Genomic DNA, 24,104 nt, shown 5'->3' on the forward strand with positions numbered 1-24,104 from the left:
CAGGGGTCTTGTGCTGAAAGTTTAGGCGCCTGCAGAAAGGGCCGTATACAGCAGGGCCAAGGCGTGGTCACGCGCCGCGCGACGCACGGCATCGCGACCGGGTGCGCCGAATTCGACGGTTTCGACATGCGTCGACCGCCCCTCGGCGGCCAACCCGAAACACACACGCCCTTCGGGTTTGAATTCGGACCCGCCCGGCCCGGCAATACCGGTGATCGAGACGGCAAGTTGCGCCAATGAATTGCGCAGCGTGCCTTCGGCCATTTCGCGGGCAACCTCTTCGGAAACCGCACCGTGCGCGTTCAGCGTTTCGGTCTGAACGCCCAGCATGTCCTGTTTGGATTCGTTGGTGTAGGTGACGAAACCCCGATCCACGACGGCAGAGCTGCCGGGAATGTCAGTCAGGGCCGCAGCGACCATGCCGCCGGTACAGCTTTCGGCGGTGGCGATCATCACGCCTTGCGCCTTGGCGCGGTCCAGCAGGTCTGTCACGTTCATAGCCCCAGAACTCCGTGTGCTATACCTGCCAGAACCATCACGCCGATGGCTGCAAAAACACCCGCAATCACGTCGTCCAGCATCACGCCCATCGGATCTCCGCGGCGATCAGCCCAACCAATGGGCCCCGGTTTGGTGATGTCGAACAGACGGAACAGGATGAACCCAGCAACCCAGCCGGGCCAGAGCGCGGTAATGTCGATTCCATGCGCCCAGGACGGATAGGAAATCGCCCAAAGCGCGATGAACTGGCCTGCGACTTCGTCAATGACGATTTCGGACGGGTCGTGGTCATCCTGACCCCTGGTCATCACCCGCGTGGCCCAAAGGCCGCCGAAAAAAACCGCAACCGTTGCGATCGCCAGCAGCGGGAAACCACCCAGCGTGTGCAATACCCAGGCCATCGGCAGGGCCACCAGTGATCCCCAGGTGCCGGGGGCGGGGCGCAAATAGCCAACGCCGCCGACAGTCCCGATCATCTGTGCCGCGTTCATGCCTTCACCAGACAGGCTGTGGCGAGCGAGGCGATGCCCTCGCCGCGGCCGGTAAAGCCCAGACGCTCGGACGTTGTCGCCTTGACCGAAACCTGATCTGCGCGCAGGCCCATGATCTCAGACATCTTTTCCCGCATGGTTTCTGAATGCGGGCCAATTTTCGGATATTCGCAGACCAACGTGCAATCGACGTTCGAGATACGGTATCCCATCCGTTCCGCCAACTCGACCGCGTGGCGCAGGAAAATCTCGCTGGCTGCGCCTTTCCATTGTGGATCCGAAGGTGGGAAATGCTGTCCGATATCGCCCTGTGCCAGTGCGCCATAGATCGCATCTGTGACTGCGTGCATCCCGACATCGGCATCCGAATGGCCTTGCAGCCCGCGGTCATGCGGCACCTTCACACCGCAAAGGATCACATGATCCCCATCGCCAAAACGGTGCACGTCGTACCCGTTGCCCAGCCTTACATCCATGTCCGTTCCCATTATGCGTTCCGCCCGGGCAAAATCCTCGGGGCGGGTGATTTTCAGATTGTCGGCATCGCCCGGTACGATGCAGACATCGAGCCCGGCGGCTCGGGCAACCTCGACATCATCTGCCGCGCCGCCCGGATGGGCAGCGTGAGCGGCGGTGATGGCGTCATAGTGAAACCCTTGCGGAGTTTGCGCGGCGAACAGGTTGCTGCGATCCTGCGTGCCGGTCACAACCTGTTCACGCCCGATCCACAGCGCATCTGTCACCGCCAGCCCGGGCGCCGCCGCCGGACATGTTTCCAGGGCGTTCAGAACGTCGGTGATGATGCGGCGCGTGACGCAAGGCCGTGCAACGTCGTGGATCAAAACGCGCTGCACGTTCCGGTCGGCCAGAGCAGCCAATCCGTTGCGCACCGATCCCGCGCGATCCGTTCCGCCCGAAGCCAGGATCAGGTCGGTTTCACGGAAGTCTTCCCATGCGGCGCTATCTTCGTCGGACAGCACCAGAACTATGTGATCCACCTGTCCTCGAAAGCGCTCGATCGTCCAATCGGCCACCCGCCGGCCCGCAAGGCTGCGCCATTGCTTTGGCACGCCACCCCCGGCGCGCGACCCGCGACCGGCGGCGACTATGATGGCGGCTGTTGTCATATGTGTGTGCTCTCCTCGTGATGGGCATTGTTTAGGCGGCGGTGAATGCAGAGGCAATCACCCATGGTCATGTGCTCAAAAAATGGGCAGATGATAGTTTTGCGGGCTTGTTGCGCGCCGTTTTGTTGTTCATATGCGCAGAAAACGATATCAAAACCACAACTGCCCAAGGATTAAGCGCGTTGACATTGCACCTTGCCGACAAGGAAATAGCACCGCCTGTTTTGCTGGCCCCCATGGCCGGAATCACCGACCGCCCGTTTCGCGATCTGGTGATGCGGTTTGGTGCTGGCATGGTGGTCAGTGAAATGGTCGCCAGTCAGGAGATGGTGCAGGCCAAACCCGGCGTGCGGGAGCGGGCGGAACTGTCCGCGGATGTGGAAAACACCGCCGTACAACTGGCAGGGCGCGAGGCCCATTGGATGGCCGAGGCGGCCCGTCAGGTGGCCGATCGTGGCGCGCGCGTGATCGACATCAACATGGGATGCCCCGCCAAGAAGGTGACAAACGGTTATTCCGGCTCGGCCCTTCTGAAAACGCCGGATCACGCGCTGGCACTGATCGAGGCCGTTGTGGGCGCGGTCGATCTGCCGGTGACGCTGAAAACCCGGCTGGGATGGGACGACAATCTGTTGAACGCGCCCGACGTGGCGCGCCGCGCTCAGGACGCGGGTATTCAGATGGTCACGATCCATGGCCGCACACGCTGTCAGTTCTACAAGGGTCACGCTGATTGGCGGGCGATCCGGGCGGTGAAAGAGGCCGTCTCGATCCCGGTCATCGCGAACGGAGATATCGTGGACACTGACGCCGCGCGAACCGCGTTGCGCCAGTCCGGCGCGGATGGGGTGATGGTGGGTCGTGGTGCTCAGGGCAAGCCCTGGCTGTTGGCGCAAATCTGTCACGACCTGTACGGGGCCGAGACGCCCGATATTCCGACCGGTCCTGATCTGATTGATATGGTTCGCGCGCATTATCAGTCGATGCTGGATTTCTACGGCACCGATCTGGGTCTGCGTGTCGCCCGCAAGCATCTGGGGTGGTACATGGACGAAGCCGCAACACCTGCGCCTCTGCGCCGGGCGGTCTTGACGTCACGCGATCCGGGGGAAGTGCTGCGCCTGTTGGCGGATGCGCTCAGCGTCACGGACGAGGTGGCGGCATGAATTCTGACGCCAGCATCTGGAACTCGCTGCCGGTTCCGGCGTTCATTATTGATGAACAGGACCGGATATCCGATGTGAATGCTGCCGGTGAGGGGTTTCTGAACGCGTCGCGCAAATCGGTGATCGGCCATCCGGTGTGGGATCAGATCGCCGTGGACGCGCCGTTGGAAGAGGCGTTCGAGCGCGCCCGCTGGCAGGGCACACCTTTGTTCGTGAATGATGTGGATGTGGGATCGGGTAGCCGGGCGCCGCTGCAATGCGCGTTGCAGATTGCGCCTTTGGTCGGGCATCCGGGGTCCATGATCATGATCATCTCGCCTCGTGAACTGGCAGGTCGGATGACGCGGGGGAATACGGTCAAATCCGCGGCACAATCCGCCATCGGCATGGCGGAAATGCTGGCGCACGAGATCAAGAACCCGCTGGCCGGGATCACCGGTGCGGCGCAGTTGCTCAGCATGAATATACCGCCGCAAGATCTTGAACTGACTGATCTTATTGTCGCCGAAAGCCGCCGGATCGTAAAACTGCTGGAACAGGTCGAGCAATTCGGGAACCTTCAGAAACCTGACTTCAAGCCGGTCAACATCCACGATGTGCTGGATCGCGCAAGACGGTCCGCGTTGCTGGGATTTGGTGCGGATATGACGATCATCGAAGACTATGACCCGTCGCTGCCGCTGGCCTATGGAGACCCGGACCAGTTTCTGCAAGTGGTCCTGAACCTGCTTAAGAATGCGTCCGAGGCGGCGGGGCCGCAGGGCGGAACGATCCGCCTGCGCACCTATTTCGAACATTCCTTCCGGCTGCGTCGCAGTGACGGGTCGGGGCACTCGCTGCCCTTGCAGATCGAGATCATCGACGATGGTCCGGGGCTGCCTGAAGACATCCGTGGCGACATTTTCGATCCGTTCGTATCCGGCAGGGAAAACGGCACCGGCCTGGGGTTGGCGCTGGTCAGCAAGATCATCTCGGACCATGACGGCTGGATTTCGGCCGAATCCGTGCCCGGGCGAACGGTATTCAAACTGTCACTGCGCCGCGCGCCGCGAGACGCAATCGAGGACAAGAAGGAGAGCACCTGATGGATGGCACCGTACTGGTCGCGGACGACGATCGCACGATCCGCACTGTTCTGACACAGGCCCTGACGCGTGCCGGGTGCAAGGTGCACGCGACCTCGTCGCTGACCACATTGATGCGTTGGGTCGGCGAGGGAAAAGGGGACGTGGTGATTTCCGACGTGGTCATGCCCGATGGAAACGGGCTTGAGATGCTGCCGAAGATTGCCGAAGACCGCCCCGGTTTGCCGGTGATCGTGATTTCCGCACAAAACACCATCATGACGGCGATTCAGGCGACAGAGGCGGATGCCTATGACTATTTGCCAAAACCCTTCGACCTGCCGGATCTGATGAAACGGACGGCGCGGGCGCTGGATCAGAAACAACGTGCCCAGCCAGTACCAACCGAAGGCACAAGCGAGCGCCCCGAAGAACTGCCTCTGGTCGGGCGTACACCGGTGATGCAGGCCCTGTACCGGTTGGTTGCGCGGGTGATGAACACGGATCTCTCGGTCATGATCTCCGGCGAAAGCGGCACGGGCAAGTCATTGATTGCGCGGGCCATTCACGATTTCTCCGACCGTCGAACCTTGCCCTTTGTCACTGTCACCGCTGCCGAATTGCGCGATCTGGAGGGCCCGGCGCGCGTGATGGCGCGGGTTCGCGGCGGCACATTGTTGATAGACGAAATCGCAGATATCGATGATGAGCTTCAGGCGCGTATCGTCCGCATGATGGACACACCGGGCGATCACGTTCCCCGTTTCATGGCCACCAGCCAGTCGGACCTGACCGAAGGGATGGAGAACGGACGTATCCGCCAGGACCTGTATTATCGTCTGTGCGGGGCCACGATCCACGTACCGTCATTGCGAGAAAGGGTGGACGACATTCCGTTGCTGGCCGAGCATTTCCTGATGCGGGAAGAGCGGGAGAACGGCACCAAGCGCTGGCTCAGCCCCGAGGCGGTAGAGCTGGTGCGGCGCTATTCCTGGCCTGGGAACGTACGGCAACTGGAAAATGCCGTGCGCCGGCTGGGTCTGACCAGCCGCGCTGACGAAATCACGAAAACTGAAGTGGAAATGGTGCTGGGCAGCCAGCCAGAGGCAGAACCGGTCCTGAGCGGTGGCGAACGCGAAAAGCTGTCGACTTCGGTCGAGCGTCACTTGCGGAGGTATTTTGACCTGCACGGCAACATTCTGCCGCCCCCGGGTCTGTATCAGCGCATATTGCGTGAAGTTGAGGCCCCACTGATCGAAATCGCACTGGATGCAACCGGCGGAAATCAGGCGAAATGTGCCGATCTGCTGGGAATCAACCGAAATACGCTGCGAAAAAAGATTACGGATCTCGATATTCAGGTGACACGTCGACGCAAACTGATGTAATATCGCCACACAAACCGTGGCATCCCGGCATCTGTTGGGAAAAGATCACGATATATGGCGGTAAGCCGCGCAAGTGGCACATCAGGATGAGGGCAGACAGTGGCAACCCGAGCACAGAGCGGGATGATCCCATCGATCAGTCGATGGCGTAAATCACGGAAACTGCGCAATTTTGGCACTTTGGGGCTGGTCCTCATGGGCCCCGTTCTGGCGCTGGCCACTTACCTTGTCATCGGTCCTTTCGATCTTGGTGCGACGGCACCGACCTTGCGACTGATTCTGTTGGCCGACCTTGTTTACGTTCTGGTTGTTGCAGCACTTGTGCTTGGACAGGTTGGCAGCTTGATTGCCGCACGACGGGCCAAGTCGGCGGGTTCGCGCCTGCATTTGCGCCTGATTGGGGCGTTTACTCTGCTGGCGCTGGTACCAACCGTGACCGTGGCGATTTTTGCCGGTTTGACCGTCAATATCGGCCTTGAGGGCTGGTTTTCCGACCGCGTGCGTCAGGTTGTGGGATCTTCGCTGACGGCAGCAGAAGCCTATGAACAGGAACACCGCCAGGGATTGATACAAGACGCGTCTGTTCTTGCGCGATATCTGGATAATGCACGATCGCTGGATTTCTATATCTCCGACGCTGAACTGCGTGAAGTTCTGGCGCAGGGGCAGGCTCAGATTCAACGGGGGCTGCGCGAAGCCTATGTCATCGACGGCGGTGGCGAAATCAAATCGCGTGGGGACCGGTCCTACCTGTTCAACTACGAAGCCCCAACCCCCGAACAGATTGCTGAAGCCACCGACAAGGGCTTGCTGATCATCGCCGACTGGCCCAACAACGAGTTCCGTGCGCTGGTTCCTCTGAAGGCTTATCTGGATCGCTATCTCTATGTCAGCCGCGAGGTGGACGGACAGTTGTTGACGCTGCTGGACGATACCAAGGAAACGGCACAGTTCTACCAACAGCTTGAAAGTGAACGGGGCCGGGTGCTGTTCGAGTTCGGCCTGTTGTATCTGGGCTTTGCCTTGATCCTGATCCTTGCGGCAATGTCCCTGGGCATGTGGTTTGCCGAACGGCTGTCGCGTCCCGTGGGGCGGTTGACCACTGCGGCACAGAGGGTTGGGGCCGGTGACCTGAGCGTTCAGGTGATTGAAGAAGCCAGCGACGACGAAATCGCGATGCTGGGCCGGTATTTCAACCAGATGACCCGGCAGTTGAAAGGACAGCGGGATACGCTGTTGGAGAACACGCGGCAGATTGAAAGCCGGCGCCGTCTGTTCGACTCGGTGCTCAGCTCGGTCACGTCCGGTGTCGTTGGCGTAGATCCGGAAGGATGCATCACCTTCGTGAACCGCTCGGCCGAGCGGTTGCTGGATTGGACCAGGGGCGAGCAGCATCTTGCCATCGGCATTGCAGTGCCGGAATTTCTGCCCCTGTTCGAAAGTCTGAAGGACAGCGGGCAAGAGGCCGTTCAGGGAGAAATCAAGGTGACCCGCAAGGGGCGGCTTGAGAACCTGTTGGTCCGCATGGCCATCCGGCGCGGAGAAGACGGGGGCCTGGAAGGATATGTGGTTGCCTTCGATGACGTCACCGATCTGGTCAGCGCCCAACGGATGGCGGCCTGGGGTGACGTGGCCCGCCGCATCGCGCATGAGATCAAGAACCCTTTGACCCCGATCCAGCTGAGCGCGGAACGGATCAAGCGCAAGTTCTCACGCAAGCTGGACGAGGAAGACAGCAGCAGCCTGGATTCGATGACCAACGTGATTGTGCGGCAGACCAACGACCTGCGTCGCATCGTGGATGAATTCTCGAAGTTTGCACGGATGCCTGAACCCGAGCGCAGGGAAGAGAACCTTGTTGATCTGGTGCATGAGGCGGTCCTGCTGCAACAGGCCGGGCAGCCGGATGTGCAGATCGATGCCGATCTGCCGCAACAGCCTATCATGGCGGATGTGGATGCAACCATGCTGAATCAGGCGCTGACCAACCTCATCAAGAATGCCGGGGAAGCCATTGCAACCCTTAAAGAAAAAGGGGCGCCCGACAACCTTCTGCCACAGATCAAAGTGGCGGTTACCAGTGATGACGCGGGTACGGTTATCACCATTGCAGATAACGGGATAGGTCTGCCCGTGGATCGGGCACGGCTGTTTGAACCCTATGTAACGACACGTGACGAAGGGACCGGGCTGGGCCTGCCCATCGTCAAGAAGATCATAGAAGAGCATGGCGGCGCGCTGACCCTCGAGGATGCGCCCGTATTTGACGGACAGGACCATTTTGGCGCGATGGCCGTGATCCGATTGCCGGGGGTTACAGTGTCCCCAACGGCAGCGCCACAGAAGCAGGCAATTAGAACCAACAAACTGAAAGCAGGCCAAAGATGAGTGACATTCTGATCGTAGATGATGAACGCGATATTCGCGAGCTGGTGTCCGACATTCTGGAGGACGAAGGCTATTCAACCCGGCTGGCGGCCAACTCGGACGAGTGCATGGCGTCAATCAACTCGGAACCGCCGGGGTTGTTGATCCTGGATATCTGGCTGAAGGACAGCCGCATGGATGGCATCGACATCCTGAAAGCGGTGAAACGTGACAACCCGGACGTGCCGGTGGTGATCATTTCTGGCCACGGCAACATTGAAATTGCCGTCGCCGCAATCAAGCAGGGCGCGTATGATTTTATCGAAAAGCCGTTCAACATAGACCAGTTGATGGTGGTGATCCGCCGCGCGATGGAGACCTCTCGCCTGCGTCGCGAGAATGCGTCTCTGAAGCGGAAAGAAGTCAACAATTCCGACATGATCGGCAAATCCGCCGCGTTCCGCGCCATGCAGGGGCAGTTGGATAAGGTGACCAAGTCGAATGGCCGCGTGATGCTCAGCGGCCCTGCGGGGTCCGGCAAGGAGATTGCAGCACGGTACATCCATGCCCATTCCAATCGCGCCAATGCGCCATTTGTCACGGTAAACTGTGCCGGGATCGAACCCGAGCGTGTGGAAGAGGTGCTGTTTGGCCGGGAATCGGCAGAACGCGGCGTGGAATCGGGTTTGCTGGAAGAAGCACATGGCGGCGTGGTCTATTTTGACGAAGTTGCCGACATGCCCCTTGGGACACAGTCAAAAATCCTGCGGGTGCTGGTGGATCAGCAGTTCCAGCGTGTCGGTGGCAGTGACAAGGTGCGCGTGGATCTTCGCGTAATCTCGTCAACAAGCAAGGATCTTGACGAGGAAATCGCGGCTGAACGCTTCCGGGAAGAGCTGTACCACCGTCTGAACGTCGTTCCGATTGCCGTTCCGTCACTGGAAGATCGGCGCGAAGATATCCCGGTTCTGGCGCAGCACTTTATTGAGATGTGCAACGAAACTCAGGGTTTGCCGATCAGGGAATTGTCGGAAGAGGCCGTTGCCCTGTTGCAGACGATGACCTGGCCCGGCAACGTGCGCCAGCTCAAGAACCTGATCGAGCGGGTTCTGATCCTTGGCGATGGCTCCGGCCCGATCGAGGCGCGTGAGTTGCCCAACGAGGAAGAAAAGGCAGAAGATTCAGGTCGTGTCGTGTTGTCTGGCGCGCTGGCCACCTTGCCGTTGCGCGAAGCCCGCGAGGCGTTCGAGCGAGAGTATCTGCTGACACAGATCAACCGGTTTGGCGGCAATATCAGCCGAACGGCCAGCTTTGTAGGCATGGAACGCAGTGCCCTGCATCGGAAACTGAAATCGCTGGGCGTGGTGACTTCGAACAAATCCGGCGCGCGCGTGGCGCAAATCGATGAACCCGAACCGGCAGAATAACCTGCCGGTCGCAGGGCCTCAGCCGGCCTGACCGGGCGTTATGATCTGAAACGAGCCGTCATCGAATTTCACAAAGCACGACGCGCTGTTGAGCGGTGGCAATGTTGTCGTTCGCGTTGCGGGCACGCGTGATTTCACGTTCTGCTTGCACGGCGGCAGGCTGACGGGTCGAAACCCTTTCTGGGCCATGCATTGCGCTTCGACCGTGTTGCGCAGGCCCTGATTCACATCCACGGTATAAACACGGCCGGGCTGCCACCAGCCGGGCGATTGATAGCAACGACCACTGCCGTCGCAATAGGTACGCCCCGGCCAATAGGTTGGCGGGCTTTGGCGGATCTGATTGGCTACCGGCACCTCTTTGACCGCCTTCAGCTGGCACTGGGTGGTCTCTTTTTGCAGGCGCGACACGGTTTCACCTTCGCGGTAGTAAAGCGAAAGAGGTCCGCATGAGGACAACACCATCAGAGGTAGCAGTATAGGAAACAGCGTTTTCATGCGCTTATCTTGCCGCAGCCGGGCTGCGATGACAATTCAATTGACCGCTCTGGGGGCATCTGTCATTCAATCCTTTCAGGCAGAAGGGCCAGAAGCATGAAGGTCATTATTTGCGGTGCGGGGCAGGTCGGCTGGCAGATCGCGCGGCATCTTTCGGGCGAGCTGAACGATGTCACCGTCGTGGACAGCAACCCCGACCTTGTAAGGCGGGCGACGGAAACGCTGGATGTGCAGGGGATCGCCGGGTTTGCAAGTTACCCGGACGTGCTGGAACGGGCAGGGGCCCGTGACGCTGACATGATCATCGCCGCCACCCATTCGGATGAGGTGAACATGGTCACCTGCCAGATGGCGCACTCGGTCTTTTCGATCCAGCGCAAGATCGCGCGCCTGCGGTCGAAATCCTATCTCGAGGCGATCCACTCGGATCTGTACCGTCGTGATCATCTGCCGATTGATGTGGTGATCAGTCCCGAACGCGAAGTTGCCGCCGCTGCCATGCGCCGCCTGTCTGCCCCATCCGCCTTTGACACCGAGATTTTCATGGACGGCAAGGCGCAGCTGCTTGGGGTGCGGGTGGAAGAGGATTGCCCGATCGTGAATACACCGTTGCGGCAGCTGACGGATCTGTTCTCGACCCTCAGTTCCATCGTGGTTGGGGTGCGGCGCGAAGGCACGCTGTTTGCCCCCGAATCCGATGATCAGCTGTTTGTGGGCGACGAATGCTATGTCTTTACCAACGTCAAGGACGTGGATCGCACCATGGAAGTGTTCGGTAAGGCGCAGAAGCGGCAGGATCGCGTGGTGATCGTGGGCGGCGGAAATGTCGGGCTGGAAGTGGCCAGAACGCTGGAAGAACGCGAAAGCCGTGTGCGGGCCAAGATCATCGAACGCGACCGCCATTGCGCTGAGCTTGCCGCCGAAGCTCTGGAACGGACGATCGTGCTGCATGGTGACGGGCTGGATGCCGGGTTGCTGAGCGAGGCGGGGATCGAGCGGGCCGATGCGATGCTGGCGGTTACGGATGACGACCGTACGAACATGCTGGCCGCGGTGCGTGCCAAGGCCGAAGGCTGTGCTCTGGCGATTGCGTTGATCAACGACCCCAGCATGGTGGCCCTGATGGGGCCTCTGGGGATCGATGCCTATATCAATCCGCGGGCGACAACCGTCAGCTCGATCCTGCGACACATCCGCCATGGGCGGGTGCGTCAGGTCTATTCCATCGGGGATGCCGAGGCCGAAGTGATCGAGGCCGAGGTTCTGTCGACCTCGCCCATGGCCGGGCAACGTCTGCGCGATATCGACTTCCCCGAGGGTGTGCTTGTGGGCGCAGTCCGCAAGGGAGACGACGTTCTGCGACCGACCGGCAGCCTGCGGATCGATGAAAAAGATGTGGTCGCAATCTTTGCCATGGCCAAGGACGTGCCAGAGGTTGAACGCCTGATGCAGGTCTCAATCGATTTCTTCTGATGGCGCATGCAAGGACACAACGGGTTGGATTGTTGCGGCGGTTGCCGTTGTTCCTGCTGATCTGGGGCATTGCATCCCTGACCATGTGGATTCCGGCGATCTATGCGCTGGCACTGGATGATCACGACACGTCACGATCCTTTCTGTATTCCGGGATACTGGGCTTGTTTCTGGTGGCTACGATCGCGATGGCGTCCTCCAACCGCATACCCCGGCGCGGCACGTTGGGGCAGTTGGCGGTGATGCTGGGCTGTTTCACGCTGCTGCCCATCTTTCTTGCGATCCCGTTTCACGACGCGCTTGGAACCACCACCTTTCTGAACGCCTATTTCGATATGGTCAGTTCTCTGACGACCACGGGGGCGGACCTGTTTCCGGATCCGGCCCGTCTGACGGCCCCATTGCATTTGTGGCGCGCCATGGTCGGTTGGATGGGGGGCCTGCTGATGTGGATCGCCGCGGCGGCGATCCTTGCGCCGCTGTCGCTTGGCGGGTTCGAAGTCACCACCAGAGGCCAGCCGGGGCGCCCGGTGTCAGGGGTGGCACAGAGCGAACGCGTGGACCCGCGTGGCCGTCTGATCCGTGTCGCCAGGACCCTGACGCCAGTCTATGTCGGGCTGACGACCGTGATCTGGGTTCTTCTGTTGATCTCGGGTGAAGTCGGTCTGACGGCCGTGTGCCATGCGATGGCAGTAATGGCCACGTCCGGCATCTCTCCGGTCGGGGGCATGGAAGGGGCGCAGGCCGGGTTTACGGGCGAAGCCATCCTGTTTCTGTTCCTGTTCTTTGCGCTCTCGCGGCTGACATTTTCGAAGGATACCGCGACAACGGGCTATTCCCGTCTGGATAAGGACCCGGAGTTTCGTATCGGTCTGATGATTGTCTTGGCTGTCGCAATCCTGTTGTTCTTCCGGGTTGTTGCGGGCGTGACGGAAATCGGTGGTCAAATGGAACCAATGCAGGCTTTGCAGGTCATTTGGGGGATGCTGTTCACCGTTCTGGCTTTCCTGACGACGGCCGGCTTTGAAAGCGCGAACTGGAACGACGCACAGCAACTGTCGGGTTTGGGAACGCCCGGTTTGCTGTTGATGGGGCTGGCATTGATCGGCGGAGGCGTCGCGACGACGGCCGGGGGGGTCAAACTGTTGCGGGTCTTCGCCCTGTATCTGAACGGCGCGCGTGAGATTGATCGCCTGATCTATCCTTCGTCCATCAGCAGTGCAGGGGGTGGCAATCGCCGCATTCAAAGCGATGGGGCGTTCATCGCCTGGATCTTTCTGATGCTCTTTGCGCTGACTCTTGCCGTGTTCAACCTTCTGCTGGCGGCGATGGGGTCCGGGTTCGAACAGGCCATGGTGCTCAGCGTGGCCACGCTCAGCACGACGGGGCCGTTGATCGAGTTGGCCACGGACGTTCAAATTCGCCTGATCGACCTCTCCGCGGGTGCTAAACTGACGATGTGCGCGGCGATGGTCGTAGGTCGCCTGGAAACGCTGGCGATCATCGCCCTGATCACCCCGTCGCTTTGGCGGGATTGAGCCGGGTGTAACTTGCGGTGGCTAACGCCTGATTTTTCATCTGGAATATCTGTGCGTAGCACTCCATACTCTGCCGGAGGGAGCGCGTTGGTCCGCAGCGCGTAGCAAGAACAATGGCGAGATTATAAAAATATGGCTTCGGACAGACAGAATCTTCAGGATGCCTTCCTGAACAATGTACGGAAAGCTAAGGTTCCGGTCACGATTTTCCTGATCAACGGCGTGAAATTGCAGGGTGTTATCACCTGGTTCGACAATTTCTGCGTATTGTTGCGCCGCGACGGACAGTCGCAGTTGGTATACAAGCACGCGATTTCGACCATCATGCCGTCACAGCCGATCAACCTGTATGAGGGCGAAGACGCCTCTTGATGGAACATGACCGGATGCGCACCCGGGCCTGGGTGCTGCATCCCGAAATCAAATCAGATGAACAGCGCCGTGTCCCTGAACCGGCGCTGGAAGAGGCGGTGGCACTGGCCGCCGCATTGCCCGATCTGGATGTGATCGGATCCGAAATCGTGCGCCTTCAACGCGCGCAGGCCGGGTATTTGTTCGGCAGCGGCAAGATTGAAGAACTTGGTGAGCGTTTTCACGACAACGAAGTTGAACTGGTTCTGATCGACGGGCCGGTGACACCGGTGCAGCAACGCAATCTGGAAAAGGCGTGGAAGGTCAAGATCCTCGACAGGACCGGGTTGATCCTTGAGATTTTCAGCGATCGCGCCCGTACGCGGGAAGGCGTGTTGCAGGTCGAGATGGCGGCGCTCAGCTATCAGCGGACGCGGCTGGTACGGGCCTGGACCCACCTTGAACGCCAGCGCGGTGGTTTGGGATTTGTCGGCGGACCCGGCGAAACCCAGATCGAAGCCGACCGCCGCGCCATTGACGAACAACTGGTGCGCTTGCGGCGGCAGTTGCAGAAGGTGGTCAAGACCCGGACACTGCACCGTGCCGCCCGGGCCAAGGTGCCCTATCCGATCGTCGCTCTCGTGGGCTACACAAACGCAGGCAAATCCACGCTGTTCAATCACTTGACCGGGGCCGAGGTAATGGCCAAGGACATGCTGTTCGCCACGCTGGACCCGACCATGCGTCGCGTGCAACTGCCTGATGGCCCCGAAGTGATCCTGTCGGACACGGTGGGCTTTATCTCGAACCTTCCGACCGAGCTTGTGGCAGCCTTCCGGGCGACGCTGGAAGAGGTCTTGGGTGCCGATCTGATCGTCCATGTGCGTGATATCAGCCACGAGGAAACAGAGGCGCAGGCGCAGGATGTCGAGGCGATCCTGACCTCGCTGGGCGTCGACGACGAGCGGCCCCGGCTTGAGGTTTGGAACAAGATAGATCTGCTGAGCGCCGATGAGCGCGAGGCAACGCTGGCGCGCGCGGACCGAGATCCCGAGATTTTTGCGATTTCGGCGGTCACCGGCGAAGGCATCGCACCTTTGCTGTCCGAGATCGCGATGCGTCTGCAAGGTGCACGGCGTGAGGCGGTATTGGATCTGTCTTTCTCTGACGGGGACAAGCGGGCCTGGTTGTTCCGCCAGGATGTCGTAAGCAGCGAAGAACAGACCGAGGACGGGTTTCGTATCACCGTTCTGTGGACCGAGAAACAAGCGGCTCAGTTCGAGGCGTTGAAGAATTAGCGTTGGGGCTGGATATGTCTGACAAGCCGGACCAAAGAGTGTTCCTGAACGGCCATATAGATGTGCCTGCGGACCGGCTGGAGGAGGCGCGCGCAGCGTTGCCGGACCATGTGAAACTGACCCGCGCGGAACAGGGCTGTATATCTTTCGACGTGATCGAGGATCAGACCTGTCCGGGTCGGTTCAACGTGTCAGAAGTGTTTGCGGATCAGCAGGCTTTCGATGCACATCAGGCCCGGACACGGGCGTCTGACTGGTCGCGGGTCACTCAGGGGATACCGCGAGACTACAGGATAGAACGCGCATCCAACAGGCGTTGAGTCAGGCCCCGTCTATCTGCCGTTGGTGGTCACCCGCGTCGAACCAGCCCAACGAAGACTGTACAAGGTAATCTGACGTCAGTTCCCATTCCTCCCATCCACGTGTGACAACGTGATTGCCGGTTTCGGCGTGGTGCCCTTCGCGGGTCCAGACGAAAATGGCATGCGTTCCGGCCCATCGCATCATGTCACAGCGCACTTCCAGATCTGGAAAGCTGGCGTAGGATTCGCGTACCAGGTTGGCGATTGCTTCGCGTCCTTTGGCTGGTTCGCCATCGTTGAAGGTGATCTGCCCGTTTGACGCGAAGAAGCCGGCAACTGCGTCAGCGTCGCCAGAACTCCATGCGATTGCGTAGTCGCGCGCAAGATTATTTAGGACATCCCGAATACTGGCCATACTCGCCCCCCTTTGGTCCCACATAATCAGTCTGATAATGTTAGGCGAATTTGACCTTGGGCGCCACGAGGGCCGAAAAATCGGGGCGGGGACTTGCCGAATAGGCGGATTATCGCGGGATCAGATTGGTTGTTCCGACAGCCGCGGCGCGGGCCAGATCAAGGTCCAGTGACATGGGGATGTATTCGCCGCGCCGCCACAGCTGCGCCTGATCGTCATAGTAGCGCGACAGGAAGTGACCCGATTGCCCGGTCGCCGTTATGAAAACCGAGCTGTTGGGGTCAGCAAAGTCATAAACACCGCGATACCCGGCGCCGTGCACGTTCTGGAACGGATCAGGCCCTTCGCCTGAGGTGCGGCCTCGCAGCAATGTGTTGTCGCCGCCGCTGGTCGATTGGCGAATGTTCACAAAAAACCGCAATATCGGGACAGAGCCCAGCACGGGATGATCATGAGTTGCCTGATGCGCGTCGCCCCAACGCAGGGATTCAAGCGCGCTACCATATCGTTCAGATATCCAGATCAGCGCGTCGTCCAGCGCAAGCCGCGCCATCTCGGTGCATGTCTCGACCGGTGCGCTTTGAACCACGTCGCACCAGACACCCGCGCCGTCAATGTCGCGATAGACCCGTTCGATGAACAGCGGTTCGACATGTTTGTATTCGCTGGCCAGAGGCCCAAGCTCGTCCGAGATCAGCCGGATTTGCAGCGCACGCAGCCAGGCCGCATAGATCAACGGCTCGGGCAGGTGTTCGTTCATCTCACCGTTCCACTCCGCCAGCAGCGACAGCGCGATCTGGCGCTGGCGTTCCGGCGTTCCTTCGGGGGCCGAAGCCCCGGTGAACCACAGATCGGCACCGATCAGCGGCAACAGGGACCGCGCGGTAAAGCTGACCGTGTCCAGCTGTGCCTCGATAAAGCTGTCGCGGGTATGCACCTCGCGCGATTGCATCAGGCGTTCCCAGCGATGCACGCGCTGCGTATCGCCCCATTCATACGAGACGTGATCCGGGAACGGGCGGTCGATGATCTTGTTGTTCGTGTTGCCCAGAACACCGCCGACGGGGGCCACGAATTCCGGGTTGTCGGCATAGGGCAGGCGGCCTTGCCAGCGATTGGCCTCGATCCAGCCGGGCGAGGGGATACGCCCACGGCTTTGGTTTTGCGGATCACGCCGAGGCATGGCGCCGATCAGCTTCATCCCAATGGTCGTCTTGTCGACCAGCGACAGGTTCTGAGAAGGCGCGATGAACTGTTCGCCGACCGCGATGGCCTGTTCGACGTTGTCGGCGTTCATCAGCGCCATGGACGCCGACATCGACGTGTCCTGCGGGCTGAGTGCCGTCCAGGACAGCGATGCCACATGCCCCGGCGGGGTGATGGTTTCCAGCTTGTAGTCCGTGCCCGGCAGCACCGGCCCGTTCTCGGTCCAGCGCAGGGTCAGCGTAACCGGAGCTTCCCCCTTGATCTCGATGATCGAAGGGCGGGTCCGGAACTTCTTGAAGCCGGTCGGGGTCAGGTATTCCTCGGGGTTGTCGGGATTAAGCTGCTCGATATGAACGTCCTGATCGTCAAGATACGAGGATGTAAGCCCCCATCCCAACCGGTCGCTGCGTCCGGTCATGATGGCGGGCACACCGGGGATCGAGGCCCCGATGACACCGCCTTTTTCCAGGCCGAGATGTGCCAGGTACCAAATCCCGGGCGCAGTGAAACCCAAATGAGGGTCGTTGGCCAACAGGGTTCCGCCACTTGCAGAACGTGACGGCGCGGCGGTCCAGGCATTTGAAGCTCCGGCCAGACCACGTTTGGGAAGGGGTGAAAGAGGTGTTTCGGGAATGTCCGTTCCCGCAGCATAACGCGGAAGTTCTGGGAACAGGGTGGCATATTCGGGCAGCGCGGCAATGCCGGGTCCGGGAACGTCGGGCAGGATGTCGGCCAGACGTTCTGGGTTGTTCAGCATCAAGGACGTGCGCGCGCGCAGAACTTCATCGGTCAGGTGGCCTGACAGTTGCAGCGCCATCAGCTTGATTATTGCGATACTGTCACCCGGTTGCCAGGGCGAGACCGGGGCGTTGAACAGGAACATCTCGGGTGCGCCGCGACCCAGCGCCTCTTCGTTGATCTCGGTCAGGCGGGCATTGACTCCGGCAGAGTAGGCGCGCAAGGCGGCCTTGGTATAATCGTCCTGCACCTCGACCGAGCGGTGGGCCAGCCCATAAAGGTCCAACCTGCGCAACAGCTTGTCGATGTGAAGCGTGCGCGGGCCAAAGACCTCGGACAGACGGCCTTGTGCGGTACGGCGCATGACCGTCATCTGCCACAGTCGATCCTGTGCGTGGGCATATCCCAAACCAAAGAACACATCGGGATCGGTCTGGCCCAGAATATGCGGTACGTTGGCGGTGTCGCGTACGATCTCGACCGGCGCGGTCAGACCGTCGACCTCAAGCGTTTGGTCATAGTCCGGCAGGGATTGGCTGGCCAAAAAATAGACAAGGCCCATTGCGGCGAGGATCAAAATGATCAGACCCGACGCGATGCGCACCAGCCAGCGGAAAACAAGACCCATTACTGCCTCAATTCTTGTTCAGACGAATGTTGCGCAGAGACTAGAGGATGGTCGGTCCGACCGAAAGAGGAACGCGGCAAGAACCTGCGCGGGAAGGGTTGAAATCAAATGCCCCGCCGCAGTGTTGTGCTGCGACGGGGCCATGTGTGGGGGAAGTGGTAATCCGGGTTATGGAATGATGCGGGTATATTTCGTTCCTTCGACGGTCGCGCCGAATTTAAGACCGGCCTGGCCAAAGACCACCGCCAGCACCGGCGAACGCAGTGTTGTCGTGTCCGTGGACAAGGAATTCCCTGTTGCGTCAACCACATATCCAATATCGGCACCGGCTGTCCATCCGCTGGAACGGCGGAAATCGTTCAGCGCATCTTCGGTCATGAAGAACAGGATATGCGCATATTGCTGCGCACCGATTTGCAGACCTGCGGTTCCGGAAATTGCAGAATAGTAATCGACCGTAGCGCCGTTGATGCGCAGCGCGCCTTGGCCGTAGGCGCCGCCAAAGAAGATCAATCCGGCGTCGGTGATCAGGGGCATAACCAACATGCCGTTGGCTTTGTTCGCGATTTCCACGGTGTTGGGATACCGGCTGTACATTTCGGTCAGCGTGGCATCGACGCGGGCGTCGATCATGGCCGAGTTTGAATTGCCGACGCCGTTGCCGCAGGCGGCGGTCAGGGACAGGCCTGCCATGCCCAAAGCAAAGCCGCGACGGTTCAGTCGGGGGGAGTTGGAACTGCTCATGGTTTTTTTCTCTGTAACTGTGCCTGATGTGTCGGGTCATCCCGATCTTGCCGGCAAGGATACGCCGATTAGGGCGATGTGTCACGGGAAAGCTGCCCGCTCAAGGGGGCTTGTCGGCGAAAAATTGCGACTCTTCGGGGTTTTAGCCTTGCAGGATGCGGGCAACCTGAGGCGAAAAATAGGTCAGAATACCGTCGCACCCGGCGCGCTTGAAGGCCAGCAGGCTTTCCAGCATCGCCTTTTCTGCGTCGATCCAACCATTCTGGGCGGCCGCCTGGATCATCGCGTATTCGCCCGAGACCTGGTAGGCATAGGTGGGTGCACCAAAGCTGTCTTTCACACGGCGACAGATATCCAGATAAGGCATCCCCGGTTTGATCATCACCATGTCCGCGCCCTCGGTCAGATCGCGTTCGATCAGCCGCAGGGCTTCGTTCGAGTTGGCCGGGTCCATCTGATAGGTTTTCTTGTCACCGGTCAGCGCGCCCGAGGCGCCGACGGCGTCGCGGAAGGGGCCGTAAAAAGCGCTGGCGTATTTCGCGGCATAGCTGAGGATCATCACGTTGTGATGCCCGGCGCCTTCCAAAGCGCGGCGCATTTCCCCGATCCGGCCGTCCATCATGTCCGAAGGTCCGATGATGTCGGCTCCGGCGTCGGCCTGGGCAAGGGTCATCTTGACCAGCGCTTCGATGGTCTGATCATTCACGATCTCGCCGTCGACGACGTAACCGTCATGACCGTTGATATTGTAAGGGTCCAGCGCCACGTCCGTCATCACCGCGATGTCAGGGGCTGCCGCCTTGATCGCCCGGATGGCCCGGTTCGACAGGTTGTCGGGGTTCCAGGCCTCGGCGCAGTCTTCTGTTTTCAGCGCAGAATCCGTGTAGGGAAAGATGCAGATCGCCGGGATTCCAAGCGCCTGCGCTTCGACGGCCGCTTTTGCAATCAGATCCACCGACCGGCGAACCACGCCCGGCATCGAGGGAACGGGCTCTTCAATCCCTTCGCCGTCGCGTACGAAAACGGGCCAGATCAGGTCATCCGTGGTCAAGGTGTTCTCGCGCACAAGCCCGCGGATTGCCCGGGATTGACGGGCACGCCGAAAGCGGGTCATGGGATAAGGGGCAATGGTCGGTTTCATGGCGCGTTCTCCTTGAACATTCGTGCATTGGGTGGCATGAATTCACAAAGGTCTCAAGGGTATCAATGGACGCGGCAGCGTGGCCGAACCTCTCTGAGTGGTTGGAATAAAGGGTTGGGTTTGGACTGGTACTCTTCGATCTTTGAAGTCATCGACATGCGCAGCTTCTCGAATCTCTGGTTCTGGATCGTGCTGGCGGTTGTCTGGTCATCGGCCAGTCACTGGGTGATGGGCATTCCCTACGATCTGGTGGTGCGTGCCCGACGCATTGGCGGGCAGGTCGAGATCGACCTTCTCGACATCGTTCGCATACACACCAACCGGATACTTTTGATCGTCGACATGTCAGGAACCATCCTGTTGGCGTTCGGGAGTTTTTTGTTCACCGGACTGGCCACGCTGGGGTTCTATTACGGCGTCGAGTTCGCGCAGGCCGTGTTCCTTCTTCTGTTTCCATTGACGCTTGTTCTGCTGGTGAACATCGTGCATGCACGACGGTTGCGGCGGCAGGAACTGACGCTCGACTCGGTTTCGAAAACCATTGCGCGCTGTCGGCTCTATACCCAGATCATAGGCATGATCTCGATACTGGTCACTTCGTTCTGGGGCATGTATCAGAACATCTCGATTGGCGTTCTGGGATAGCAAAATCTGAAAGGCGAGGCGATGAAGGCTCCGAACCACGTGACAGTTGGCGGCGCCCCCGAAGGGTTTGACGCGCAGCTTGTGCTGAACGAAATCGCCCGCAGCAACGGGCCGGTGGCCCATGTCGCACGTGACGACAAGCGGATGGAGGCGATGCGCGCCGCGCTGGCTTTCTTTGCCCCCGACATGCCGGTCTTCGTGTTTCCGGGCTGGGATTGTCTGCCCTATGACCGGGTGTCCCCCAATGCGGATATCTCGGCGGCCCGCGTTGCCACGCTGGCGGCGCTGGTTCACCAGATGCCGCAGAAATTCGTGTTGCTGACAACATTGAATGCGGCTACCCAACGCGTCCCGGCGCGAGACGTGTTGCGCGAAGCGGCGTTTACCGCCCGCGTCGATCAGCGCATTGACGAGACCGCGCTGCGGAACTTCCTGGTGCGCATGGGCTTCACGCAAAGCCCCACCGTGATGGAGCCGGGCGATTATGCCATTCGCGGCGGTATCATCGACATCTTCCCTCCGGGTGAATCGGGCCCCGTCCGTCTGGACCTGTTCGGAGACGTACTGGACGGCGCGCGCCGTTTTGATCCCGTGTCTCAGCGCACGACCGAAAAGCTGGACGTGGTCGAACTTGCTCCGGTGTCCGAGGTCATTCTGGATGATGCGGCTATCACGCGGTTCCGCCAGAACTATCGGATCGAATTCGGCGCTGCCGGAACCGATGATCCGCTTTACGAGGCTGTAAGCGCCGGTCGCAAACATCAGGGCATCGAACATTGGCTGCCCTTCTTCCACGAGAAGCTTGAAACACTGTTTGATTATCTGCCGGATGCCACGATCACTGTCGATGATCAGGTTACACCGGCCAGACTGGCCCGATGGGAGACGATTGCCGATCAATACGAAACCCGGCGTCTGGCGCTGGAAAACCGATCCCGTATGGATACGGTCTACAAACCCACTCCTCCGGGGCTGCTGTATCTGGATGATGCCGCGTGGGAGGCGGCCGTCGCGGATCGGCGTTTCATGCAGTTCAGCCCCTTGCCGCAGGCGTCGGGCCCGGGTGTCATCGATGCGGGCGGGCGGATCGGGCGCAACTTTGCCCCCGAACGTCAGCAGGAAAGCATCAGCCTGTTCGGTGCTTTGGCCAGCCACATCACCGCCAGGCTCGACAAAGGTCCGGTGCTTATTGCGTCCTATTCGGAAGGTGCGCGCGAACGTCTGACCGGCCTGATCGAGGATGAAGGTCTGGCCGAGGCGATTCCGATAACAAATGGCACGCGTATCGGTAAGCGCGGCCTGCATCTTGCCGTCTGGGCGCTGGAGCACGGTTTTGAGACCCCCGACCTGACGGTGATCGCCGAACAGGATGTTCTGGGCGACAGGCTGATCCGCCAACCCAAGAAGCGCCGCAAGGCCGAGAATTTCCTGACCGAGACCCAATCCCTCAGCCCCGGTGATCTGGTGGTGCATGTGGATCACGGGATCGGTCGTTACATGGGGATGGAGGTCGTCACGGCCGCCGGAGCCGCCCATGAATGCCTGCTGCTGGAATATGCCGAGCAGGCAAAGCTGTACCTGCCGGTCGAAAACATCGAACTGCTGTCGAAATACGGCCATGACGAAGGGCTTTTGGATCGACTTGGCGGCGGCGCCTGGCAGGCCAAGAAGGCCAAGCTGAAAGAACGCATCCGCGAGATGGCCGACAAGCTGATCCGCATCGCGGCGGAACGTGCCTTGCGTAAAGCTCCCGTGATGGACCCTCCGCCGCACGCGTGGGAGGAGTTCAGCGCCCGTTTCCCTTATCAGGAAACCGACGACCAGTTGAGGGCGATCTCGGATGTAATGGAGGATATGCACTCGGGCGCGCCGATGGACCGGCTGATCTGCGGTGACGTCGGCTTTGGCAAGACCGAGGTGGCGATGCGCGCCGCCTTTGTCGCTGCCATGTCCGGCGTGCAGGTTGCGGTCGTGGCTCCGACAACATTGCTGGCCCGCCAGCATGCCGCAAGCTTCAGGGAACGGTTCCGCGGTTTTCCTCTGGAGGTTCGGCAATTGTCGCGCTTTGTCTCGGCGAAAGAGGCCCAGAAAACCCGCGAAGGTTTGGCCCGCGGTACGGTGGATATCGTGATCGGGACCCATGCGCTGCTGGCCAAGAACATGAGGTTTCACAATCTGGGTCTGCTGGTCATCGACGAAGAACAGCACTTCGGTGTGGGGCATAAGGAACGGCTGAAGCAACTGCGCTCGGACATCCATGTTCTTACCCTGACCGCAACCCCGATTCCGCGAACCTTGCAATTGTCGCTGACCGGGGTGCGCGATCTGTCGATCATTGGCACCCCGCCTATCGACCGTCTGGCGATCAGAACCTATGTCAGCGAATTCGACGCGGTCACGATCCGAGAAGCGCTGCTGCGTGAACACTATCGCGGCGGGCAGAGTTTCTACGTCGTCCCTCGCATCTCGGACCTGCCCGAGATTGAGGAGTTCCTGAAAAGCCAACTGCCGGAACTGTCCTATGTGGTCGCACATGGCCAGATGGCGGCGGGTGAACTCGATGACCGTATGAACGCGTTTTATGACGGTAAGTATGATGTGTTGCTGGCCACGACCATTGTGGAAAGCGGATTGGACATTCCGACGGCGAACACGATGGTCGTGCACCGCGCCGATATGTTCGGTCTTGCGCAGCTCTACCAGATCCGGGGCCGGGTGGGGCGGTCCAAAACCCGCGCCTATGCCTACCTGACCACCAAACCACGGCAGAAGCTGACCGCCACTGCCGAGAAACGCCTGCGGGTTCTGGGCTCTCTGGACACGTTAGGTGCCGGGTTCACTTTGGCCTCGCAGGATTTGGACATCCGAGGCGCGGGCAATCTACTGGGCGAAGAACAGTCCGGTCAGATGCGCGATGTAGGCTATGAACTCTACCAGTCCATGCTGGAAGAGGCGATCGCCAAGATCAAAGCGGGTGAGATGGAGGGGCTGTCGGATGCTGATGACCAGTGGGCCCCGCAGATCAATCTGGGCGTGCCGGTTCTGATTCCCGAGGATTACGTGCCCGATCTGGATGTTCGTCTGGGCCTCTATCGGCGCCTGTCATCGCTGTCGACCAAGGTGGAACTGGAAGGTTTTGCCGCAGAGTTGATCGACCGTTTCGGCAAACTGCCGAAAGAGGTTAACACTCTGATGCTGGTCGTGCGTATCAAGGCCATGTGTAAACGGGCGGGCATTGCCAAGCTGGACGGAGGCCCGAAAGGCGCGACGATCCAGTTCCACAATGACAAGTTCGCATCCCCTCAGGGGTTGGTCGAGTTCATTCAGAACCAGCGCGGCATGGCCAAGGTCAAGGATAACAAGATCGTCGTGCGCCGGGATTGGAAGAAAGACAGCGACAAGATCAAAGGGGCCTTTGCGATTGCCCGTGACCTTGCTGAAAAGGTGGTCGCGGAAAAGAAGAAGACCAAGGCTGGCTGATAGGCAAGATGGGGCTCTGCCCCCGCTGCGCGTTCCGCGCATCTCCCCCGGGATATTTGCGGCCAGATGAAGTAACGGACCCCGGCTTCATCTGGCCAAAAATATCCCCGCCGGAG

20 protein-coding genes are annotated in these 24,104 nt (G+C 60.0%); 12 read left to right on the forward strand and 8 right to left on the reverse strand.

All coding sequences use genetic code 11. The annotated features are described in order from the left end of the window. Nucleotides 1-21 precede the first annotated feature (21 nt). The 3 genes from ACR0DJ_RS05820 to ACR0DJ_RS05830 are packed head-to-tail and all read right to left on the reverse strand — an operon-like array spanning nucleotide 22 to nucleotide 2,119. Nucleotides 22-498 (reverse strand): CinA family protein, encoded by a 477-nt coding sequence (locus ACR0DJ_RS05820; RefSeq protein WP_480684163.1) that lies wholly within the window; start codon nucleotides 496-498, stop codon nucleotides 22-24. Beyond that, nucleotides 495-992, reverse strand: a complete 498-nt coding sequence (locus tag ACR0DJ_RS05825) for a phosphatidylglycerophosphatase A family protein (protein ID WP_480684164.1) — start codon at nucleotides 990-992, stop codon at nucleotides 495-497. Before ACR0DJ_RS05825 ends, ACR0DJ_RS05820 begins: the two co-directional genes overlap by 4 nt. Beyond that, nucleotides 989-2,119, reverse strand: a complete 1,131-nt coding sequence (locus tag ACR0DJ_RS05830) for a bifunctional 2-C-methyl-D-erythritol 4-phosphate cytidylyltransferase/2-C-methyl-D-erythritol 2,4-cyclodiphosphate synthase (RefSeq protein ID WP_425078364.1) — start codon at nucleotides 2,117-2,119, stop codon at nucleotides 989-991. Before ACR0DJ_RS05830 ends, ACR0DJ_RS05825 begins: the two co-directional genes overlap by 4 nt. A gap of 182 nt (nucleotides 2,120-2,301) precedes the next feature. Between ACR0DJ_RS05830 and dusB the strand changes: the two genes are divergently transcribed. The 5 genes from dusB to ntrX all read left to right on the forward strand — a co-directional run bounded on the left by dusB (nucleotide 2,302) and on the right by ntrX (nucleotide 9,531). Further along, entirely contained in the window at nucleotides 2,302-3,285 is a 984-nt protein-coding gene (gene dusB / locus ACR0DJ_RS05835; RefSeq protein ID WP_480684165.1) for a tRNA dihydrouridine synthase DusB, read from the forward strand. Next, nucleotides 3,282-4,370: a two-component system sensor histidine kinase NtrB gene (locus ACR0DJ_RS05840; RefSeq protein ID WP_425078363.1), complete on the forward strand. Its 1,089-nt coding sequence runs from the start codon at nucleotides 3,282-3,284 to the stop codon at nucleotides 4,368-4,370. The genes dusB and ACR0DJ_RS05840 overlap by 4 nt, the downstream gene beginning before the upstream one ends. After that, nucleotides 4,370-5,737, forward strand: a complete 1,368-nt coding sequence (locus ACR0DJ_RS05845) for a response regulator (RefSeq protein WP_480684167.1) — start codon at nucleotides 4,370-4,372, stop codon at nucleotides 5,735-5,737. The genes ACR0DJ_RS05840 and ACR0DJ_RS05845 overlap by 1 nt, the downstream gene beginning before the upstream one ends. A 123-nt stretch (nucleotides 5,738-5,860) precedes the next feature. Further along, a complete protein-coding gene (locus tag ACR0DJ_RS05850; protein ID WP_170344732.1) occupies nucleotides 5,861-8,125 on the forward strand; it encodes a sensor histidine kinase NtrY-like in 2,265 nt (754 codons plus the stop codon). Continuing rightward, a complete protein-coding gene (ntrX, locus tag ACR0DJ_RS05855) occupies nucleotides 8,122-9,531 on the forward strand; it encodes a nitrogen assimilation response regulator NtrX (RefSeq protein ID WP_152458151.1) in 1,410 nt (469 codons plus the stop codon). The genes ACR0DJ_RS05850 and ntrX overlap by 4 nt, the downstream gene beginning before the upstream one ends. A gap of 18 nt (nucleotides 9,532-9,549) precedes the next feature. Here the strand turns inward: ntrX and ACR0DJ_RS05860 are convergent, their stop codons facing one another. Continuing rightward, a complete protein-coding gene (locus ACR0DJ_RS05860) occupies nucleotides 9,550-10,029 on the reverse strand; it encodes a hypothetical protein (RefSeq protein ID WP_425078362.1) in 480 nt (159 codons plus the stop codon). 96 nt (nucleotides 10,030-10,125) lie between these two features. Here ACR0DJ_RS05860 and trkA point away from each other — a divergent pair, with 96 nt between their 5' ends. From trkA to ACR0DJ_RS05885, 5 genes are all read left to right on the forward strand, one after another. Beyond that, complete coding sequence (gene trkA / locus ACR0DJ_RS05865) at nucleotides 10,126-11,502, forward strand: Trk system potassium transporter TrkA (protein WP_480684168.1); 1,377 nt, start codon at nucleotides 10,126-10,128, stop codon at nucleotides 11,500-11,502. Further along, nucleotides 11,502-13,040 carry a TrkH family potassium uptake protein gene (locus ACR0DJ_RS05870; protein WP_480684169.1) on the forward strand — a complete coding sequence of 513 codons (1,539 nt, stop codon included), beginning with the start codon at nucleotides 11,502-11,504 and terminating at the stop codon, nucleotides 13,038-13,040. The genes trkA and ACR0DJ_RS05870 overlap by 1 nt, the downstream gene beginning before the upstream one ends. 132 nt (nucleotides 13,041-13,172) lie before the next feature. Beyond that, nucleotides 13,173-13,412 carry an RNA chaperone Hfq gene (hfq, locus tag ACR0DJ_RS05875; RefSeq protein ID WP_005982826.1) on the forward strand — a complete coding sequence of 80 codons (240 nt, stop codon included), beginning with the start codon at nucleotides 13,173-13,175 and terminating at the stop codon, nucleotides 13,410-13,412. Next, complete coding sequence (gene hflX, locus ACR0DJ_RS05880; RefSeq protein WP_257598824.1) at nucleotides 13,412-14,689, forward strand: GTPase HflX; 1,278 nt, start codon at nucleotides 13,412-13,414, stop codon at nucleotides 14,687-14,689. Before hfq ends, hflX begins: the two co-directional genes overlap by 1 nt. A 14-nt stretch (nucleotides 14,690-14,703) precedes the next feature. Continuing rightward, nucleotides 14,704-15,009 (forward strand): putative quinol monooxygenase, encoded by a 306-nt coding sequence (locus ACR0DJ_RS05885; protein WP_480684171.1) that lies wholly within the window; start codon nucleotides 14,704-14,706, stop codon nucleotides 15,007-15,009. A 1-nt stretch (nucleotide 15,010) separates the two neighbouring features. On the opposite strand, the gene ACR0DJ_RS05890 is transcribed toward ACR0DJ_RS05885, so the two are convergent. The 4 genes from ACR0DJ_RS05890 to hemB form a co-directional block, all read right to left on the reverse strand. Further along, nucleotides 15,011-15,406 carry a nuclear transport factor 2 family protein gene (locus ACR0DJ_RS05890; RefSeq protein ID WP_171362763.1) on the reverse strand — a complete coding sequence of 132 codons (396 nt, stop codon included), beginning with the start codon at nucleotides 15,404-15,406 and terminating at the stop codon, nucleotides 15,011-15,013. Between the two features lie 109 nt (nucleotides 15,407-15,515). Beyond that, a complete protein-coding gene (locus tag ACR0DJ_RS05895) occupies nucleotides 15,516-17,978 on the reverse strand; it encodes a penicillin acylase family protein (protein ID WP_480684172.1) in 2,463 nt (820 codons plus the stop codon). A gap of 168 nt (nucleotides 17,979-18,146) precedes the next feature. Beyond that, on the reverse strand, nucleotides 18,147-18,722 hold the full coding sequence (locus ACR0DJ_RS05900; protein ID WP_152458143.1) for a lipid-binding SYLF domain-containing protein: 576 nt from the start codon (nucleotides 18,720-18,722) through the stop codon (nucleotides 18,147-18,149). A gap of 142 nt (nucleotides 18,723-18,864) precedes the next feature. Beyond that, nucleotides 18,865-19,863, reverse strand: coding sequence for a porphobilinogen synthase (hemB, locus tag ACR0DJ_RS05905; protein ID WP_257598820.1), 999 nt, complete (start codon nucleotides 19,861-19,863; stop codon nucleotides 18,865-18,867). Nucleotides 19,864-19,983: 120 nt separating this feature from the next. Here hemB and ACR0DJ_RS05910 point away from each other — a divergent pair, with 120 nt between their 5' ends. Both ACR0DJ_RS05910 and mfd read left to right on the forward strand, forming a co-directional pair. Continuing rightward, on the forward strand, nucleotides 19,984-20,508 hold the full coding sequence (locus tag ACR0DJ_RS05910; protein ID WP_170344104.1) for a component of SufBCD complex: 525 nt from the start codon (nucleotides 19,984-19,986) through the stop codon (nucleotides 20,506-20,508). A gap of 21 nt (nucleotides 20,509-20,529) precedes the next feature. Continuing rightward, a complete protein-coding gene (gene mfd / locus ACR0DJ_RS05915; protein WP_480684173.1) occupies nucleotides 20,530-23,988 on the forward strand; it encodes a transcription-repair coupling factor in 3,459 nt (1,152 codons plus the stop codon). The last annotated feature ends 116 nt before the right edge of the window (nucleotides 23,989-24,104 follow it).

The organism is Ruegeria sp. BF10 (genome assembly GCF_056538725.1).

Bases quoted from the DNA above. Each gene is read 5' to 3' on its own strand.
- ACR0DJ_RS05820 (WP_480684163.1), bottom strand. From the start codon at position 498: ATGAACGTGACAGACCTGCTGGACCGCGCCAAGGCGCAAGGCGTGATG.
- ACR0DJ_RS05825 (WP_480684164.1), bottom strand. From the start codon at position 992: ATGAACGCGGCACAGATGATCGGGACTGTCGGCGGCGTTGGCTATTTG.
- ACR0DJ_RS05830 (WP_425078364.1), bottom strand. From the start codon at position 2,119: ATGACAACAGCCGCCATCATAGTCGCCGCCGGTCGCGGGTCGCGCGCC.
- ACR0DJ_RS05840 (WP_425078363.1), top strand. From the start codon at position 3,282: ATGAATTCTGACGCCAGCATCTGGAACTCGCTGCCGGTTCCGGCGTTC.
- ACR0DJ_RS05845 (WP_480684167.1), top strand. From the start codon at position 4,370: ATGGATGGCACCGTACTGGTCGCGGACGACGATCGCACGATCCGCACT.
- ACR0DJ_RS05850 (WP_170344732.1), top strand. From the start codon at position 5,861: ATGATCCCATCGATCAGTCGATGGCGTAAATCACGGAAACTGCGCAAT.
- ntrX (WP_152458151.1), top strand. From the start codon at position 8,122: ATGAGTGACATTCTGATCGTAGATGATGAACGCGATATTCGCGAGCTG.
- ACR0DJ_RS05860 (WP_425078362.1), bottom strand. From the start codon at position 10,029: ATGAAAACGCTGTTTCCTATACTGCTACCTCTGATGGTGTTGTCCTCA.
- trkA (WP_480684168.1), top strand. From the start codon at position 10,126: ATGAAGGTCATTATTTGCGGTGCGGGGCAGGTCGGCTGGCAGATCGCG.
- ACR0DJ_RS05870 (WP_480684169.1), top strand. From the start codon at position 11,502: ATGGCGCATGCAAGGACACAACGGGTTGGATTGTTGCGGCGGTTGCCG.
- hfq (WP_005982826.1), top strand. From the start codon at position 13,173: ATGGCTTCGGACAGACAGAATCTTCAGGATGCCTTCCTGAACAATGTA.
- hflX (WP_257598824.1), top strand. From the start codon at position 13,412: ATGGAACATGACCGGATGCGCACCCGGGCCTGGGTGCTGCATCCCGAA.
- ACR0DJ_RS05885 (WP_480684171.1), top strand. From the start codon at position 14,704: ATGTCTGACAAGCCGGACCAAAGAGTGTTCCTGAACGGCCATATAGAT.
- ACR0DJ_RS05890 (WP_171362763.1), bottom strand. From the start codon at position 15,406: ATGGCCAGTATTCGGGATGTCCTAAATAATCTTGCGCGCGACTACGCA.
- ACR0DJ_RS05895 (WP_480684172.1), bottom strand. From the start codon at position 17,978: ATGGGTCTTGTTTTCCGCTGGCTGGTGCGCATCGCGTCGGGTCTGATC.
- ACR0DJ_RS05900 (WP_152458143.1), bottom strand. From the start codon at position 18,722: ATGAGCAGTTCCAACTCCCCCCGACTGAACCGTCGCGGCTTTGCTTTG.
- hemB (WP_257598820.1), bottom strand. From the start codon at position 19,863: ATGAAACCGACCATTGCCCCTTATCCCATGACCCGCTTTCGGCGTGCC.
- mfd (WP_480684173.1), top strand. From the start codon at position 20,530: ATGAAGGCTCCGAACCACGTGACAGTTGGCGGCGCCCCCGAAGGGTTT.